12 protein-coding genes and 1 pseudogene are annotated in these 16,077 nt (G+C 73.6%); 6 read left to right on the forward strand and 7 right to left on the reverse strand.

Annotated elements, in window-relative coordinates; all coding sequences use genetic code 11:
• Positions 1-22 precede the first annotated feature (22 nt).
• The 4 genes and pseudogenes from G3I77_RS07965 to G3I77_RS07980 form a co-directional block, all read right to left on the reverse strand.
• Entirely contained in the window at positions 23-1,702 is a 1,680-nt protein-coding gene (locus tag G3I77_RS07965; RefSeq protein ID WP_248501914.1) for an FAD-dependent monooxygenase, read from the reverse strand.
• A gap of 99 nt (positions 1,703-1,801) precedes the next feature.
• Positions 1,802-2,074 carry a hypothetical protein gene (locus G3I77_RS07970; RefSeq protein WP_248501915.1) on the reverse strand — a complete coding sequence of 91 codons (273 nt, stop codon included), beginning with the start codon at positions 2,072-2,074 and terminating at the stop codon, positions 1,802-1,804.
• Between the two features lie 4 nt (positions 2,075-2,078).
• Positions 2,079-2,429, reverse strand: a pseudogene (locus G3I77_RS07975) (HEXXH motif-containing putative peptide modification protein); the annotation flags it as partial.
• A 102-nt stretch (positions 2,430-2,531) separates the two neighbouring features.
• Entirely contained in the window at positions 2,532-3,617 is a 1,086-nt protein-coding gene (locus G3I77_RS07980; RefSeq protein WP_248501916.1) for a M12 family metallopeptidase, read from the reverse strand.
• Between the two features lie 99 nt (positions 3,618-3,716).
• Here G3I77_RS07980 and G3I77_RS07985 point away from each other — a divergent pair, with 99 nt between their 5' ends.
• Positions 3,717-5,444: a LuxR family transcriptional regulator gene (locus tag G3I77_RS07985; RefSeq protein WP_248501917.1), complete on the forward strand. Its 1,728-nt coding sequence runs from the start codon at positions 3,717-3,719 to the stop codon at positions 5,442-5,444.
• A gap of 42 nt (positions 5,445-5,486) precedes the next feature.
• Here G3I77_RS07985 and G3I77_RS07990 read toward each other — a convergent pair whose 3' ends face one another.
• Positions 5,487-8,054, reverse strand: coding sequence for a CHAT domain-containing protein (locus G3I77_RS07990; RefSeq protein ID WP_248502604.1), 2,568 nt, complete (start codon positions 8,052-8,054; stop codon positions 5,487-5,489).
• A 170-nt stretch (positions 8,055-8,224) separates the two neighbouring features.
• Here G3I77_RS07990 and G3I77_RS07995 point away from each other — a divergent pair, with 170 nt between their 5' ends.
• From G3I77_RS07995 to G3I77_RS08005, 3 genes are all read left to right on the forward strand, one after another.
• Complete coding sequence (locus G3I77_RS07995; RefSeq protein ID WP_248501918.1) at positions 8,225-9,655, forward strand: S8/S53 family peptidase; 1,431 nt, start codon at positions 8,225-8,227, stop codon at positions 9,653-9,655.
• Between the two features lie 62 nt (positions 9,656-9,717).
• Positions 9,718-10,293: a sigma-70 family RNA polymerase sigma factor gene (locus G3I77_RS08000; RefSeq protein ID WP_248501920.1), complete on the forward strand. Its 576-nt coding sequence runs from the start codon at positions 9,718-9,720 to the stop codon at positions 10,291-10,293.
• A gap of 5 nt (positions 10,294-10,298) precedes the next feature.
• Positions 10,299-10,790: a hypothetical protein gene (locus tag G3I77_RS08005; protein ID WP_248502605.1), complete on the forward strand. Its 492-nt coding sequence runs from the start codon at positions 10,299-10,301 to the stop codon at positions 10,788-10,790.
• 32 nt (positions 10,791-10,822) lie between these two features.
• Here the strand turns inward: G3I77_RS08005 and G3I77_RS08010 are convergent, their stop codons facing one another.
• A complete protein-coding gene (locus tag G3I77_RS08010) occupies positions 10,823-11,611 on the reverse strand; it encodes an N-formylglutamate amidohydrolase (RefSeq protein ID WP_248501922.1) in 789 nt (262 codons plus the stop codon).
• Between the two features lie 81 nt (positions 11,612-11,692).
• Between G3I77_RS08010 and G3I77_RS08015 the strand changes: the two genes are divergently transcribed.
• Positions 11,693-12,034, forward strand: a complete 342-nt coding sequence (locus G3I77_RS08015; protein ID WP_248501924.1) for a DUF5713 family protein — start codon at positions 11,693-11,695, stop codon at positions 12,032-12,034.
• Between the two features lie 89 nt (positions 12,035-12,123).
• Here the strand turns inward: G3I77_RS08015 and G3I77_RS08020 are convergent, their stop codons facing one another.
• Positions 12,124-14,343: an NADP-dependent isocitrate dehydrogenase gene (locus G3I77_RS08020; RefSeq protein WP_248501925.1), complete on the reverse strand. Its 2,220-nt coding sequence runs from the start codon at positions 14,341-14,343 to the stop codon at positions 12,124-12,126.
• A gap of 187 nt (positions 14,344-14,530) precedes the next feature.
• On the opposite strand from G3I77_RS08020, the gene G3I77_RS08025 reads away from it, so the two are divergent.
• A complete protein-coding gene (locus G3I77_RS08025) occupies positions 14,531-16,075 on the forward strand; it encodes a M1 family metallopeptidase (RefSeq protein WP_248501927.1) in 1,545 nt (514 codons plus the stop codon).
• Positions 16,076-16,077: the final 2 nt, after the last annotated feature.

The raw sequence follows: 16,077 nt of genomic DNA on the forward strand, positions 1-16,077 counted from the left end.
GCCTCTCGATCGCTCGGTGGTGTCACAGGCGGAAGACCCGCCCGAGTGCGTCGGCCAGTGCGGGCTCCGTCTCCGCGGGCGTGAGCCGTGCCAGACGGGCGGTGAGGTAGCCGTCCGGGCGGATGAGGAAGGCCGTCGCACCCTTGGCGCCGTACAGTCGCTCGAACTCTCCTGCCTCGTCCCGGAACACGGGCAGGTGCCGGCCGTTCGCGCCGCCGGGGGCGTGGACGGCCGGCACCTGGTCGTCGTCCCCGGCGACGACGAACGCGGGCACCCTGCCGCCCGTCAGCCGGCCGGCGGTGGCGGCGGCCTCGTGGCACGCGGTGAGCGCGTCGGCCGAGTCGGCGTAGAGGACCAGGACGTGCCCGCGGTCGCGCAGCAGGTCGTAGAGGCGCAGGGGCGTCACGGCCAGGCCGGTGGTGAGTCCGCGGCAGTCGGGAGCCCGTTCGCCCGGACCCGGGCCGGGTGCGGCCCGGTCGCCGGGGCCCGCGCCGTTCGTCGCGGTCAGGGGGCTGTCCGGGTAGGCGACGAGCAACTGTGCCTCGCGCAGTATCACCGTCGTCATGTCGTCCTTCGGGGCCGGGACGCCGCCCTCGGTGGCGTGCCGGACCGTGCGTCCGACCACCTCCTCGCCGACCGGGCGGCGTTCGGCGTCATAGCTGTCGAGCAGCCGGGGATGGGCGCTCCCGTCCAGGGCGAGGGCCAGCTTCCACGCCAGGTTGAACGCGTCCTGGATACCCGTGTTCATGCCCTGCGCGCCGGTCGGCGGGTGGATGTGCGCGGCGTCCCCGGCGACGAAGACCCGGCCCACCGCGTACCGGTCGACGAGACGGTGACTGATGCGGAACACCGACGACCACCGCATGGTGGAGGCGGTGGCGGGCTCCGGCGACAACCGGTCGACGACCGCCTGGATGTGCTCGAGGCGGGGCGCACGCCCGCCCTCCAGGCCATGGGCCCTCTCGCCCCGGGCGGCGGATCCGCCCTTCGTCGAGAGCTCGGGCGGCACCAGCATCGACATGCGGTACCGGCGGTCTCCTGGCAGCGGGATGCAGACCAGGACATCGTCCACGCGGCCGTCGGCGTCGTGGTGCAGGGCCCGCACTCCGTAGCCCTCCGGCAGGCTCCAGTCCACCTCCACGTCGGCGAGCATGTACTCCTCCGGGAACGCGCCCCCCTCGAAGGTGAGCCCGAGTCCCTTGCGGACGGTGCTGTGCGCCCCGTCGCAGCCGACCAGGAAGCGCGACCGCAGCTCCTCCTGCGCACCGGACGCCGTGACGATGCGGCTCACGACCCTGTCCTCGTCCTGCGTGAACCCCAGCAGCTCGGTGCCCCGTTCGATCCCGGTGCCGAAGCGGGCGAGGTGCTCCTCGATGATCCGCTCCGTCTCGTACTGAGGCAGGGCCGCGAAGGCGTACGGGACCTCCGGCGGCAGCCGCAGTTCGAAGCGCGCCTGCTCGACGCCGTCGGCGTACATCAGCTGCCCGCGCATCGGCACGGCGGCCTCCAGCGCGGCGCGCACCATGCCCATCCGGTCCCAGACCTCCAGCGTCCGCGGCTGGACGCCCACCGCCTTGGCGTACGGCAGGCGGGCCGGCAGCCTGTCGATGATCCGGCAGGTGGCCCCCTGCCGCCGCAGCTCCGCCGCCGCGGTCAGCCCGACCGGTCCCGCGCCGACGATCAGTACGTCTGTGTCCTCCACCGGCGTCTCCTGCGAGAGGCCCCCTGCTGCTCTGCCTCCATGGTCCACCGCCGGGAGACGAACAGCGACTCAACGGCCGGCGGCCGGGCCCGGGCGCGTTCAGATCAGCAGGGCCTGCGGCACGCCGTTCCTGCGGACCCACTCCGCGCGGTGCTCGGCGGCCAGGGCCAGGCCCCGGCGGCGGGACTCGGCCGGGAGTGGAAGCCGGCACAGGCCGTCGAGCGTGCTCAGCATCGTCTGCGCGAAGTGCTGCCCCAGGGCGGTGAGGCGGCCGGACGCCAGCAGGACCTCCGTGGCCTCCCGGGCGCCCGCCCGCCAGCGCCAACTGGGCCTGAGCCAAGAGGAGTTCGGCGGGATCCTGCTCCACGGCACGGCGCCGGTTCCAGAAGTCCGCCACGCCCAGGTGTGCGTAAGCCCCGTGGAAGAGACCGAGCAGGGGACGGGGATCGGGACGCCACGGCGCGTACTAGCGCTCCTCGCCGCCCGGCTCGAACAGGTCGAACAGGTGCAGTACGGCGGCGAACTTGCTGTGCTGCATCTCGTGGGCCATGGACAGGGCGAGACCGCGCGCGGAGCGCGGCCGGGACAGCGCCATGGCCCCGAACGCCTCCGCGCTGCTGCCGCTGAAACTGCCCGGGCGGTCGACGGGGACCAACGTGCGCGGCCCGGCGACGAGTTCGGCGTAGGCCGGCTCGCTGGAGCCGGCGGCCCCCCCGGTCCCCGGCACATGGCGTGGTCGAGGACGTCACCCACCCCCATGGGCGACGTCCTCGACCGCTCCCCCGGTGCCGGACTGTGGCTCAGATGTCCGCGCGGCGGATGTGTGCCGTCACCAGCACATCACCGCCGTTCCGCCGCAACCCCAGGCGGAGTACAGGCGTACGCGGACGGTGTAGCGCCGGCCCTTGACGAGCCGGGCGTCGATCGTGGCGTTGTGCGGAGTTCCCCCGTCGTCCCGGCCGGCGAGGTAGCGGAATTCCCCGTCCCGCTCCTCGAAGAGCACGACGACGGCGTCGCAGTCGCCGAACGTGCCCAGCGTGTACGTGCGGGTCTCCGGCGGGTCGATCACGAAGTCCGCCTGCTCGCCCGGGCCGAGACCGAGCGGGGCCGAGCGGAACGGCACCAGCGCGGGCGAACCCTGCGGATGCGCCGGCGGATACCAGCGCAGCACGGACTCCTTGTCGGCGGCGGACAGGGTGCCGGGCGGGTTCAGGCCCCCGCGGTACTGCTCCGGTTCCAGGATCAGCCCCGGCGGGAACGGGAACTCCATGATCGACTGCGGGTCCCAGACGGAGCCGTTGACCTCGTCCGGGCCGAGCTTGCGCAGGATGTTGTAGTGCGTCCGCTCCCGGCTCCAGTGGTGGGGCGGGCCCGCCAGTTCGGCGTAGACGGCCTCGTCGTCCCAGTGGATGCCCGCGAACGGGCTCTGGTGCTCGTGCAGCATGCCGAGCGCGTGCCCGATCTGGTGCAGGGCCGTCCAGCGCTCCCCGGGCGCGGTCAGGTCCCAGCCGAAGTTCATGGTGCGTTCCTGCCGGCCGGCGAGCAGCGCGTCCCGGCCCACCGCCGACCAGGAGCCGTCACCGGCCTGGAACCCGATGCGCAGTTCGGCCTCCGAGCGGTCGTCGACCTCGGCGAAGGCGATCCCGATGCCGAGGTCCTGCCACTCCCGGAAGCCCGCCCGCACCACGTCCCGCTGCTCCTCGGCGCCGGCCCACGACACCCGTCGCGTCATCCCCCTCCCCGGCACGGGGATGACGGACGCGTCGGTGTCACCGTCGAAGAACCAGTAGTGCACAACGGTGCCGTTGACCCACATCCGCCGTCCGCTCGCGAGCGCGTTCAGCCGCTCGGCCGCCAGCCCCGGTGCGAAGGCGGGCGCCGGCGTCCGTGCCAGCGAGCAGTAGCGTGCGGTCATGGGCCACAGCCTGCCCTGCCGACCGCCCCGGGCGCCTGAGTCGGGGGCTACTCAAGTCGCCCTGTATCAAGGTTGAGTAGCCGCGCTCATGTCTGTGTGATGACTTACGAGAGGGACGCGACGACGCTGGAGCTGCCCTGGCCGCTGGCCGGGCGGGAGGACGAACTGGAGCTGGTCCGCCGGTCCCTGACCGGCGTGCGGCGCGGCATCGTGGTGACGGGCCCTGCGGGCTGCGGCAAGACCCGCCTCGTCACCGAGGCGATCCGCGGCACCGACTGCGCACGGGCGGCCGGTACGCCCGAGAGCCGGACCATCGCCTTCGCCGCGTTCGCCCATCTGCTGCCCGAGTCGGTCACGTTGCACCGCGCCGTCCGGATGCTGTCCGGGGTCCGCACCCTGCTGGTGGACGACGCGCACCTTCTCGACGACGCCTCCGCCGCCCTGGTCCATCAGCTCGCCGTGCACGGGCGCACCCGGCTGCTGGTCGTCGCCACGGACGGCACCCCCGTGCCCGGCGCCATCTCCCGGCTGTGGACCGGTGAGCTCCTGCCGCGCCTCGCGCTGGAGCCGCTGCCCGAGGAGGAGACCGGCCGGCTGCTCACGGCCGGCGCCGGCCCTCTCGACGCGCTCACCGTGAACCGGCTGCGCCACCTGAGCCAGGGCGACCTGCGGCTGCTGCGCGACCTGCTGGGGGCGGTCCGCGGGCTGCTGACCCCCGTCCCGGACACCGGCGAACGGGCCTGGCGGGGCCAGGTCCCGCTGACCGCGGCCGTGCGCGAGCGCACCGCCCCCGTCCTAGGCCGGACCTGCCCTCGCGAACGCGAGGCCCTCGACCGCCTCGCCTTCGCCGAACCCCTGCCCCCGAACCTGGACGACCTGGACCTCGGCGCCCTCGAAGCGCTGGAGTCCGACGGCCTGATCGAGGTCGACGACCGCGGTGCCGTCCGTCTCGCCCACCCTCTGTACGGGTGGGTGCTCCGGGCCGCGACGGGCCGGCTGCGGGCACGCCGGCTGGCCCGGACGCCGGACGTGTACGCCGCCGCCCTCGACGCCGAGTCGGCCGCCCTGGCCCACCGGATCGACCAGGCCGACGTACGGGCGACGGCCACACCGGTCGGGGAGTGGCTGGTCGCCGAGGGCGGCCCGCTGCCGGCCGGGTACGCCGCGCTGCGCGCCCGGTTCGCGCGGCTGCGCGGGGAGGTGAGGGAAGCGGCGGCCTGGGCGCGGGAAGGCCTGCGAGGCGACCCCGGGAACGCGCCCTGCCGGGCCGAACTCGACCGCGCCGCGGCGGCGGTGGACAGCCGGGGTGACCTGGATCCGGACCTGGAGGCCCTCACCGACCCCTACGACGCCGTCCGCTTCGGCGCCCCCGAGAAGGTCATCGACCGGCTCAGCGGCGTCTTCGCCCGGCACGCCGACGCGCTCACCCGCGCCGACGGCCCGGACCTGGACGAGGTGGCCGGGGAACTGGAGCGGCGGGGCTTCCTGCTGTTCGCCGCGGAGGCGCATGCCCAGGCCGTACCCGCCCACCGCGACCCGCGCGCCGCCCGGCACTCCCGCACCCGGGCCGTCGCCCTGGCCCGGCGCTGCCAGGGCGCCCGTACCCCCGCGCTGTCCGGGCTGGTCCTCGGTGAACTCACCGCCCGGCAGCGGCAGATCGTCGCCCTCGCCGCGGCCGGCCTGACCAACCGGCAGATCGCCGAACGCCTCACCCTGTCCGTCCGCACCGTCGGCAACCACCTGTACAGCGCCTACGCCCGGCTCGGCGCGAGCGACCGCGGCGCCCTGCCGTGGCTCGCTCAGGCGCCGGAAGCCCAGCCGGCCTGAGCCGGCACCAGGACCGGCGGCCTGACCCGAACAGGGGACGGGTCAGGCCGCCCCGAACGCCGAGAACGCCCACCCCGTGGCCTGGTGCAGCGCGTCGCCCGGCAGGGCGGCCCGGGCGTCACGCAGCGCCTCCGCCAGGGACAGGCCGGCATCGAGGCCCTTGTGCAGCGCGAGCATCAGCGGCACCACCGCGGCGTCGTTCACGGGCGCGCTGCACGCCACCACCCCGGCCGTGCCGAGCGGCAGCAACGCCGTCACCAGGCCGAGCAGTTCGTCCGCACCGACCGAGGCGAGGCGCGCGGTGTCGCAGCAGGACAGGATGATCCGATAGGGGCTGCGGTCCAGCCGCTCGAAGTCGTGCACGACGATCGGCCCGTCGGCCATCCGCAGGGAGGAGAACAGCGGGCTGTCCGCGCGGAACGTGCCGTGCGCGGCGATGTGTGCCAGCGCCGTCCCGTCCAGCTCCTCCAGCACCCGCGGCACCCGTGCCTCGTCCTCCTCCAGGACCGTCGCACAGCCGTACCGGGCCGCCAGTTCGGGCACCTCGGCGCCGCCCGTCGCCAGGCCCGGGCCGCGCACCAGCACATGGCAGCCCTCCGGCGGCGGCGCGGTCTCCCAGGCCCGCAGCCAGCTGCCGGCCGACGGCGACACGCTGAGCACCCGTTCCCGCAGCGACGGCAGCAGCGACCACGGCACCCGGTGCAGCCGCCCCGGCGGCACGATCACGACCGGGCCGCCGCCCAGGTGCGCCGCGGCCGGTCCGAGCAGCAGTTCCTCCAGTCGGCGCCCCGCCGCCTCCACCACCGGAAGCCGGGCCTCCGCCCCGGGGTGGGCCAGCCGCCGCAGCCCGGCCTGGACGTGCTCGGCCTCGGTCTCCGCCTCGGCGAGCAGCCCGGCCTCGAACCGGCGCACCCGCCCCCGCCCGCACAGCAGGACCTGCACCCGGCCGTCGAGGACGGCGAGTTCCACCAGCAGGACCTCGTCGCCCAGGTGCTCCAGCAGCCGGCCCACGTCGAACCGGTCCCCGGCCCCGGGCGCCTCGCCCCGCATGTGCAGGGTCCTGGAGCGGATCTCCCGCTCCAGGCGCCGCTGTTCGCGCTCCAGCGCCGGAACCGGCCGGCCCTCCATCCGGGCGGCCTCCGCACGCGAGGCGATCTCGCGGAAGGCGGTCATGCCGCTGAGCAGTTCCGGGTCGGCGGGCGGCCGGGTCGGCGCTGTGGACAGCACGGTGGCCCGCCAGCGCTCGCTCCACACCAGCAGCCGCCGCGGCCCGCCGGAGACCAGACTGGCCTGCTGCGCCAACGCGGCGAGTTCCGCGCCCTGTTCGGTGGCACGGGCCCGCAACTCCGAGGCGCCCAGCGTCATCCGGTGGTCGTCGAGGACGTCCAGGCCCCGCCGGCAGGCCTCCAGCACCCCCCGCGCCGACCCGGCGGCCTGTGCCCGCAGCGCCTGCGCCGCCCACCCCGTCATCCGCGCCAGCGGCGGACCACTGCGCCGGCTGCGCGCGGCCACGGCCAAGTGCCGCTCCGCGTCCGCAGTCCAGCCCAGGTCCAGCGCGATCCGGCCCGCGAGCAGCGAGGCCTCCGGCGCGGCCGGGGCGCCGAAGGACGCCAGCGTCCCGGCCACCGCGGCGGCATCGGCGACCAGCCGTCCCGAGCCGCGCCCGGCCGCGTGCCGCGCCTCGATCAGCACCAGCCGGGCGTGCGTCTCCCACCAGGTGCGCCGCTGCCCGGCGAACAGCCGTACCGCGAGGGCCGCGCGGGCGATCGCCGTGTGCGGATCGCCCGCCAGCCGTGCGGCCCGTGCGGCCGCCAGCAGCAGTTCCGCCTTACGGGTGGACTGCCCGCCGATCCCGTCCAGCTTCCCGATCGCCGCGTCGGCCTCGGCCAGCGCCTCCGGTGCCAGCCCGGCGGCCATCAGCACCTCGCAGCGCCGGATGTTCAGCATGAACGTCGGCGTGCCGAGCCGGGCGTAGCGCTCCTCCGCCTCGTCCAGCAGCCGCAGCGCCGCCGGCACGTCCCCGGACCGGAACGCGGCCAGGCCCCGGCTCTCCACCGCGTCGGCCTTGTCGTGCTCCTGGCCGGTGGTGTCCCACAGTGCCTCGGCCGCGGTGAAGTCCGCCTCGGCCCGCTCCACCGACCCCAGCGCCAGATGCACGGTGGCCCTCAGGGTCAGCGCCCGCGCCGTCCAGATCACGTCGTCCGCCTGCCGCAGCACGGGCACCGCCCGGCGCACGTCCTCCAGCGCCTCGCGATGGTGACCGAGCACCCACCACACATACGCCCGCCGGTACAGCACCCGCGCCCTGGTGTGCCCGCCGCCGCGCGCCACACCCCGCTCGAACGCCGCCAGGCCCTCCCGGGTGCGGCCCGCGTGCACCAGCGCCACGCCCAGCGTGGCCAGCACGTCCGCCTCCCGGTCGGCCGAGTCGGCGCGCGCCGCGCACGCCCGGGCACGCCGCAGATGGTGCAGCGCGAGCCGCAGATCGCCGAAGTCCCGCTGCCAGATGCCGATCACCTGGTGGGCGACGGAGGCGTCCAGCGGGGAGGGACCGGCGTCGAGCAGCGCCCGGGCCCTCGTGAGAGCCTCGCCCGGGTCGGCGAACACCATCGGCAGCAGTTCCGTAACCGAGTCGCTTCCCGCTGTCACTCCTCGGATGGTAGTGGCCCAGGAGCGCACCTCACAGGTGTGGAGCTGTATCAAGGGACGGCCCGGCGGCTCTTGTTGACGACCGCTCAACGGCACCGGCCGACGCCGTCGCACCAACGGGAGGACCCGCCATGTCACCGCAGCGCTTCCACGAGCAGTTCGACCAGATCCAGCGCTCGATGCCGGACGTCCCCCTGGCGATGGGCCCGGACGACTCGGCGGAGTTCATGTACGAGAAGGGCGTGGTCCTCGTCCGGGACGGTGAGCAGGCGCGGATCGTCGAGGACACGGTACGGGCGCATTTCACGGCGGCACCCGACCTCGACCAGGAGCAGGTCCGCCGGGCGGGACCGCAGACCAACCGCAGCGGCATCACCCGGATCCGCGTCGGCGACCCCGGCGAGGGCGGCCGGGACGCCGACCGCACCGTCGCCCACGCCCTGCGCTCCGTGCGGGAGCACGAGTCCCGGGCCGGGCACCGGATGGTCGCCCGCAACCACGTGGTGCACATCGCGGTCAACGCCTGCCCGGGCGACGAACCCGTCCCGGCCCCGCTCAGCGAGCCGCCCAACCCGGCCGCCGCCGACACGCCCCACGACCCGGACACCGCCGTCGGCGTCCTCGTCGTCGACACCGGCCTCATGCACGACTACCGCTCCTGCGGCCTGCTGGCCCACACCGGCGGCGACGCCCAGCTCCAGGAGTGCGACGACCAGGGGATCCTCCAGCAGTACGTCGGCCACGGCACGTTCATCGCCGGGCTCGTCGCCGCTGTCGCGCCCAACACCGACATCACCGTCCGCGGCACCCTCAACGACGCCGGCGCCATCCTGGAGTCCGAGTTCGGCGAGAAGCTCTTCGAGGCCGTCGACGCAGGCGGCTGGCCCGATGTCCTCAGCCTCTCCGCCGGCACCTCCAACGGCCGCAGCGACGGACTGCTCGGCGTCGAGAACTTCATGAGGGAACTGCGCGAGCAGCGCACCCTGCTGATCGCCGCCGCCGGCAACAACGGCAGCGCCGCGCCGTTCTGGCCCGCCGCCTACGCCGATCTGCCCGGCTGGGAGGACTCCGTGCTGTCGGTCGGAGCCCTGCGCAGCGACGGCGAGTTCGGCGCCTGCTTCACCAACCACGGCCCCTGGGTGAAGGTCTACGCCCCCGGCGAGCGCCTCACCAGCGTCCTCACCGGCTTCGACTCGCCCGTTCCGTACGTGTACCAGCACTCCACGTACGACGCCTGCCGCTACGGCTTCTCCTACGGCTGCACCTGCCAGCACCCGCGCCACAGCGGCGTGCTGAGCGACGAGGGCAACGCCGCCAAGCCGGACCAGGTGATGTTCGAGGGGTACGCGCAGTGGAGCGGCACATCCTTCGCCACCCCTGTCACCGCCGGCCTGGTCGCCGCCCACATGACGGCGCACAAGGAGACCGACCCGCGCGCGGCCCGGAAGCAACTCCTCGCCGCCAACGCGGAGTTCGCGGAAGTGCGCGGCGCACACGTCCCGGCGCTGCGTCCGCCTACCTGGCGCCCGGTCCCGGTCGTGCGCCTCGGCGCCGGGCTGTGAGGGCCGAAGCCGCCCCCTCCACGGCGTACGATGACGTGCCGTACTCGAGGGGTGGGGCTGCCGTGGACCGTACTGATGCCGGCGCGCTCGTCCAGGCAGCCGCCGACGGTGACGCGGCGGCCTGGAAGGCGCTCGTGGAAGGGCTGAGCCCGCTGGTCTGGTCCGTCGTCCGAGCCCACCGGCTCTCCGACGCCGACGCCCACGAGGTGTACCAGACGGCCTGGTTCCGCTTCGCGCAGCACCTCGGGCGGATCCGCGAGCCCGGCAAGGCGGGTGCGTGGCTGGCCAGCACCGCACGCCACGAGTGCCTGAAGGTCATCAAGAGTTCCCAGCGGTTGACCCTGACGGACGATCCGCAGCTGCTGGACCGGGTCAGCGAGGACGGCACGCCGGAACAGTCGCTGCTGGACTCCGAGGAGGCCGCCGCGCAGAGCGAACGCGTACGGCGGCTGTGGCAGGAGTTCGAGGAACTGGGCGAGCGGTGCAGGCAGTTGCTGCGCGTGCTGATGGCCACGCCGCCGCCCAGCTACCAGGACGTGTCCGCCGCGCTGGGGATCGCGGTGGGCAGCATCGGGCCGCTGCGCCAGCGCTGTCTGCGGCGGCTGCGGGCCCGGCTCGAGGCACGGGGGGCGATGTGAGCGACATGAACGGCGACCTGCACGACGACGACCTGTTCGGCGAAGTGGACTGGGGCGACGAGGAGTTCGGCGCCGGGTTGCTGGAGGAGGAGCTGCGGCAGGCCGCCGCCGTCCTCGACCCGGTGCCGCCGGAGCTCCAGCAGATCGCGGTCGACGCCTACGCGCTGCACGACCTCGACGCGCGTGTGGCCGAGCTGACCTTCGACTCGCTGGTCGACGCCCTCCCGGTCAGGGGCGTCACCGACACGCCCCGGATGCTGACCTTCCGGGCGGGCGAGGTGACCGTCGACGTCGAGGTGACGGCGCAGGGGCTGATGGGGCAGGTGCTGCCGCCGCAGCCGGCCCGCATCGAGGTCCTCGGCGGGCCGCGGCCCGGTTCCCCGCTCACGGCCGACGACCTGGGCCGCTTCACCGGTGACGTGCCGCTGTCCGGCCCGTTCGCCCTGCGGTTGCGGACCGGTGGGGACGTGGTGGTGACGGAGTGGCTGCGGGCCTAGTCACCAGGTCGTGAACCTGGTCAGACGGTTCTTCAGTGGGACACCGCGTCGACGAGGCCGGCCAGCGCGGCCGCGAGTCGCTCCAGCCCGGGGCCGGCGGGGCCGCCCGGCTCGGTCATATAGGTGTCGCGGCGGATCTCCACCATCAGCGCGCTCACCTCGGGCCGCTTCCCGTAGAACTCCAGGGGGACGTAGGTCCCGCCGAACGGGGTGTCGAGCTCCGTCTCCCCGAACGCCTCCCGGGCGGCGTCCAGCAGCGCGGGGGGCGTGTGAAAGGAGTCGGTACCGAGGCAGACCGCCGGGCGGGGCCCCTCCCCGTGCAGCTCGTACGGCAGCCTCCGGCTCGGGTAGGAGTGCACGTCGATGATCACGGCCCGGCCGGCGGCGTCCAGCCGGTCCGCCACGGCCCGCGTCATCGCCCGCGCGTACGGCTCGAAGTACCGCTCGACCAGCGGCCCGGCATCGACGTCGTCGGGGCGCAGCACATCGCCGTGCGTGGTCCGCGTGTACACCGCCCCCATCCCGACGGCCAGCATCTCCTCCCGCCCGTCCGGAAACCGCTCCGGATCGACGACCAGCCGGGACAGCCGATTGACGAACCGCCACGGCGTGACACCCGCCAGCCCGGCCGCCGCCTCGGCGATCCGGTCCGTGTACGCGTCCGTGATGTGGTCCAGCTCCCGCGCCAGCTCCTCACCGGCCGGCACGATCCCCGCCCGCACGGCGTCCGGTATCTCCCGCGCGGAGTGCGGCACATGAAGGAGCACCGGGGACCGTCCGGCCCCGGGCAGCAGCTCGAAGGGCGGCGGGGCAGCGGTCACGAGGCGGCTCCAGGGGCGTTGTCAGTGGCGTCCGGCAGGATCAAGGTGCCACATCGCCGGACCATAGAGGCCGAGGACGTCATGCCGATCAGCAACGAGCAGGTGAGCACCCATCCGTTCCTCCGGGCGCTGTACGAGGACGACTACTACCCGGACCACGTGGTGGACCGCGGCCGCGCGATCCTGCTCGCCCTGTGCGAGCGCATCGAGCGGGAGCGGCCCGCCGGCCTCGACGGGCTGTACGTCCTGACCCACGCGGCCACCGAGGAGTTCAACGACCTGGAGGCCGCGTTCGAGGCCGCGGACAGCGAGATCGAGACGGTGGCCCGGGAGGAGATAGCCGAGGACTTCGCCTTCCTCGCGCGTGCGTACGGCTTCCCGGACGCGGACGTGGAGGAGCTGATCGCCACGCGGGAGTGGTGAGGGCCGGGGGAGGGGCGCACACACGGCTCCGCCCCGGCCGGGCGCTGTGCCGGCCGGGGCGGAGTCGGGGGCCGATGAAGGCCGGGGCGTCAGCTCAGGGAGGCCAGGGCCTCGTTCCACGTGGTGGACGGGCGCATGGCCGCCGCGGCCTTCGCCGGGTCGGGCTGGTAGTAGCCGCCGATGTCGACCGGCTTGCCCTGGGCGCCGATCAGCTCGTCGACGATCTTCTGCTCGTTCGCGGCGAGCGTCTCGGCGAGCGGGGCGAAGGCCTTCGCCAGGTCCGCGTCGTCGGTCTGCCCGGCCAGCTCCTGCGCCCAGTACAGGGACAGGTAGAAGTGGCTGCCGCGGTTGTCGATGCCGCCGACGCGACGGGTCGGGGACTTGTCCTCGTTGAGGAAGGTCGCCGTGGCGCGGTCGAGGGTGTCGGCCAGGACCTGGGCGCGGGCGTTGCCCGCCACCTTCGCGAGCTGCTCGAAGGACGGCACCAGGGCGAAGAACTCACCCAGGGAGTCCCAGCGCAGGTAGTTCTCCTTCACCAGCTGCTGCACGTGCTTCGGCGCCGAGCCGCCCGCACCCGTCTCGAACAGGCCGCCGCCCGCCATCAGCGGGACGACCGACAGCATCTTGGCGCTGGTGCCCAGCTCCAGGATCGGGAACAGGTCGGTCAGGTAGTCACGCAGGACGTTGCCGGTGACCGAGATCGTGTTCTCGCCGCGGCGGATGCGCTCCACCGACAGCTTCGTCGCCTCTACCGGGTTGAGGATCCGGATGTCCAGGCCCTCGGTGTCGTGCTCGGCGAGGTAGGTGTTGACCTTGGCGATCAGGTTGGCGTCGTGCGCGCGGGTCTCGTCCAGCCAGAACACCGCCGGGTCGCCGGTGGCGCGGGCGCGGGTGACGGCCAGCTTCACCCAGTCCCGGATCGGGGCGTCCTTGGTCTGGCAGGCGCGGAAGATGTCGCCGGCCGAGACGGCCTGCTCGATGAGCGCGGTGCCGTTGCCGTCGACCAGGCGGACGGTGCCCGTCGTGGGGACCTCGAAGGTCTTGTCGTGGCTGCCGTACTCCTCGGCCTTCTGCGCCATCAGGCCGACGTTCGGCACCGTGCCCATGGTCGACGGGTCGAAGGCGCCGTTGGCCCGGCAGTCCTCGATCACGGCCTGGTAGACGCCCGCGTAGGAGGAGTCCGGCAGGACCGCGAGGGTGTCGTGCTCATTGCCGTCCGGGCCCCACATGTGGCCGGAGGTGCGGATCATGGCCGGCATGGAGGCGTCCACGATGACGTCCGAGGGGACGTGCAGGTTCGTGATGCCCTTGTCGGAGTCGACCATGGCCAGCTCCGGGCCCTCGGCGAGCTCGGCGTCGAAGGAGGCCTTGATCTCGGCGCCCTCCGGCAGGGCGTCCAGGCCCTTCCAGATGCCGCCCAGACCGTCGTTCGGGGTCAGGCCGGCCGCCGCGAGCTTGTCGCCGTACTGCGCGAACGTCTTCGGGAAGAAGGCGCGCACCACGTGGCCGAAGACGATCGGGTCGGAGACCTTCATCATCGTCGCCTTCAGGTGCACCGAGAACAGCACGCCCTCGGCCTTGGCCTTGGCGACCTGCGCGGTCAGGAACTCGCGCAGCGCGGCGACCCGCATCACGGAGGCGTCGACGACCTCGCCGGCGAGGACGGGTACGGACTCGCGCAGCACCGTGGTGGTGCCGTCGTCGCCGACGAGCTCGATGCGCAGCGCGCCGTCCTCGGCGATCACGACGGACTTCTCGGTGGAGCGGAAGTCGTTCTGCCCCATGGTCGCCACGTTGGTCTTGGACTCGGAGGTCCAGGCGCCCATGCGGTGCGGGTGGGACTTGGCGTAGTTCTTGACCGAGGCGGGGGCGCGCCGGTCGGAGTTGCCCTCACGCAGGACCGGGTTCACGGCGGAACCCTTGACCTTGTCGTAGCGGGCGCGGATCTCGCGCTCCTCGTCGGTCTTCGGGTCGTCCGGGTAGTCCGGCAGCGCGTAGCCCTGGCCCTGCAGCTCGGCGACGGCGGCCTTGAGCTGCGGGATGGACGCCGAGATGTTCGGCAGCTTGATGATGTTGGCGGCGGGCGTCTTGGCCAGCTCGCCGAGCTCCGCGAGGGCGTCCGGGATGCGCTGGTCCTCGGTCAGGTACTCCGGGAACAGGGCGATGATGCGTCCGGCCAGCGAGATGTCGCGGGTCTCCACGGCGACACCCGCCTGCGACGCGTACGCCCGGACCACCGGCAGGAAGGAATACGTCGCCAGGGCGGGGGCCTCGTCAGTGTGCGTATAGATGATGGTCGAGTCAGTCACCGGGTGCTCCGCTCCACGTCTGCAACATTGCTCGACATCAAGATATCTCGTGATCGACCTCGTCTCGACAGGGGTCCGCGACCAGTTTCGTGCAACCGATCGCCCCCTTCCCGAGTCCTGGAGAGAGATCACTCACTCCAAGCCACGGCCGGACCTGACCACCCGGCCGTCCGAGCGAAAGCGGACCATGAGATATCGCACCAGAGTGACGGCCCCCGCGGCCGCCCTGATCGGCACGGCGGCGGTACTGACCACGGGGATCCCGGCCCAGGCGGCCGGCAGGACCGGTGCCACCCCGGGCCCCGAGACCCTCGGTGACCCCGTCTACCCCGCCCTCGGCAACGACGGATACCGCGTCTCGGCCTACCACCTCGACTTCGCGTACGACGCCACGACCAGGCTCGTCGAGGCCACCGCGACCCTGACCATCCGCACCACCCAGGCCCTGAGCCGCCTCTCCCTGGACGCGCGCGGCCTGGACATACGCTCCGTCCGGGTCGACGGCCGCACGGCCGCCTTCGAGCAGGTGGCCGAGAAGCTGCGGATCACCCCCGCCCGTCCGCTCGCGGCGAAGGCCCGGGCCACGGTGTCCGTGGCCTACGGCGCCGACCCGCGCCGGACCCCGCCGCCCGCCGGCGGCTGGGTGGCCACCCCCGACGGGTTCGCGGTGTGCTGCCAGCCGGACTTGGCGCACACCGTCTTCCCCTGCAACGACCACCCCTCCGACAAGGCCGATTTCACCTTCCGCCTCACCGTGCCCGCCGGACTGCGGGGCGTCGCCAGCGGCCGGCTCGAGCGCACCGAGCAGCTGTCCGGCGGCCGGACCGCGTACACGTACCGCTCCCGCTCGCCGATCGCCACCGAGGTGGTGCAGATCACCGTCGGCGACTACGTGATCAAGGACCGGCGGGGCCCGCACGGCCTGCCGCTGCGGGACGTCGTCCCCGTCGCCCGGGCCGCCGCCCTGGAACCGGCCCTGGCGCTCACCCCGGCCCTGGTGGCGTGGGTCGAGCAGCGGCTCGGCGCGTACCCCTTCGAGACGTACGGCCTGCTGCCCTGCAACAACGACGCCTCGGACGCCTTCGACTTCACCGGCCTGGAGACCCAGACCCTCACGCTCTACAAGCCGAACTACCTCCTCCAGGAGGAGAGCAAGATCGGCTCGCACATGATGCACGAGCTGGTCCACTCCTACTTCGGCAACAGCGTCAGCCCCGCCACCTGGGCCGACCTGTGGCTGAACGAGGGCCACGCCGACTTCTACGGGCTGCTGTACCGCTACGAGCGCGGCTGGGCCGACTCCCTGGGCATGACCACGCTGGAAGCCCGCATGAAGCACACCTACGCCCAGGGCGACCAGTGGCGTCGCGACTCCGGGCCGGTCGCGGCGCCCAACGCGGCCAACCTGTTCGACGGCCAGCGCTACCTGGGCGGCGTGCTCGTGCTGTACGCGCTGCGGCAGCAGGTCGGCGAGGCGGCCTTCACCGCCCTGGAGCGCGCGTTCCTGGAGCGGTACCGCGACTCCTCGGCCTCCACGCAGGACTACATCGCCGTCGCCTCGGAGGTCTCCGGCCAGGACCTCAGCGGCTTCCTGCGGGAGTGGCTGTACGGCACGAAGACGCCTCGGATGCCGGGTCACCCGGACTGGACCGTGACGCCGGCGAAGGCGTCCCTCTCGGCGCCGCGCGACCGGAGGGACAGCCACCGCCACGAGAACTCCGCGACGCTGTAACG

It is taken from the genome of Streptomyces sp. D2-8 (genome assembly GCF_023184515.1).
In the GTDB taxonomy this organism is placed as follows: Bacteria; Actinomycetota; Actinomycetes; order Streptomycetales; family Streptomycetaceae; genus Streptomyces.

What these genes read in the sequence shown, in the direction of transcription:
- G3I77_RS07980 (WP_248501916.1), bottom strand. Translation starts at nt 3,617, where the DNA reads ATGACCGCACGCTACTGCTCGCTGGCACGGACGCCGGCGCCCGCCTTC.
- G3I77_RS07985 (WP_248501917.1), top strand. Translation starts at nt 3,717, where the DNA reads ATGACTTACGAGAGGGACGCGACGACGCTGGAGCTGCCCTGGCCGCTG.
- G3I77_RS07990 (WP_248502604.1), bottom strand. Translation starts at nt 8,054, where the DNA reads ATGGTGTTCGCCGACCCGGGCGAGGCTCTCACGAGGGCCCGGGCGCTG.
- G3I77_RS07995 (WP_248501918.1), top strand. Translation starts at nt 8,225, where the DNA reads ATGTCACCGCAGCGCTTCCACGAGCAGTTCGACCAGATCCAGCGCTCG.
- G3I77_RS08005 (WP_248502605.1), top strand. Translation starts at nt 10,299, where the DNA reads ATGAACGGCGACCTGCACGACGACGACCTGTTCGGCGAAGTGGACTGG.
- G3I77_RS08015 (WP_248501924.1), top strand. Translation starts at nt 11,693, where the DNA reads ATGCCGATCAGCAACGAGCAGGTGAGCACCCATCCGTTCCTCCGGGCG.
- G3I77_RS08025 (WP_248501927.1), top strand. Translation starts at nt 14,531, where the DNA reads ATGAGATATCGCACCAGAGTGACGGCCCCCGCGGCCGCCCTGATCGGC.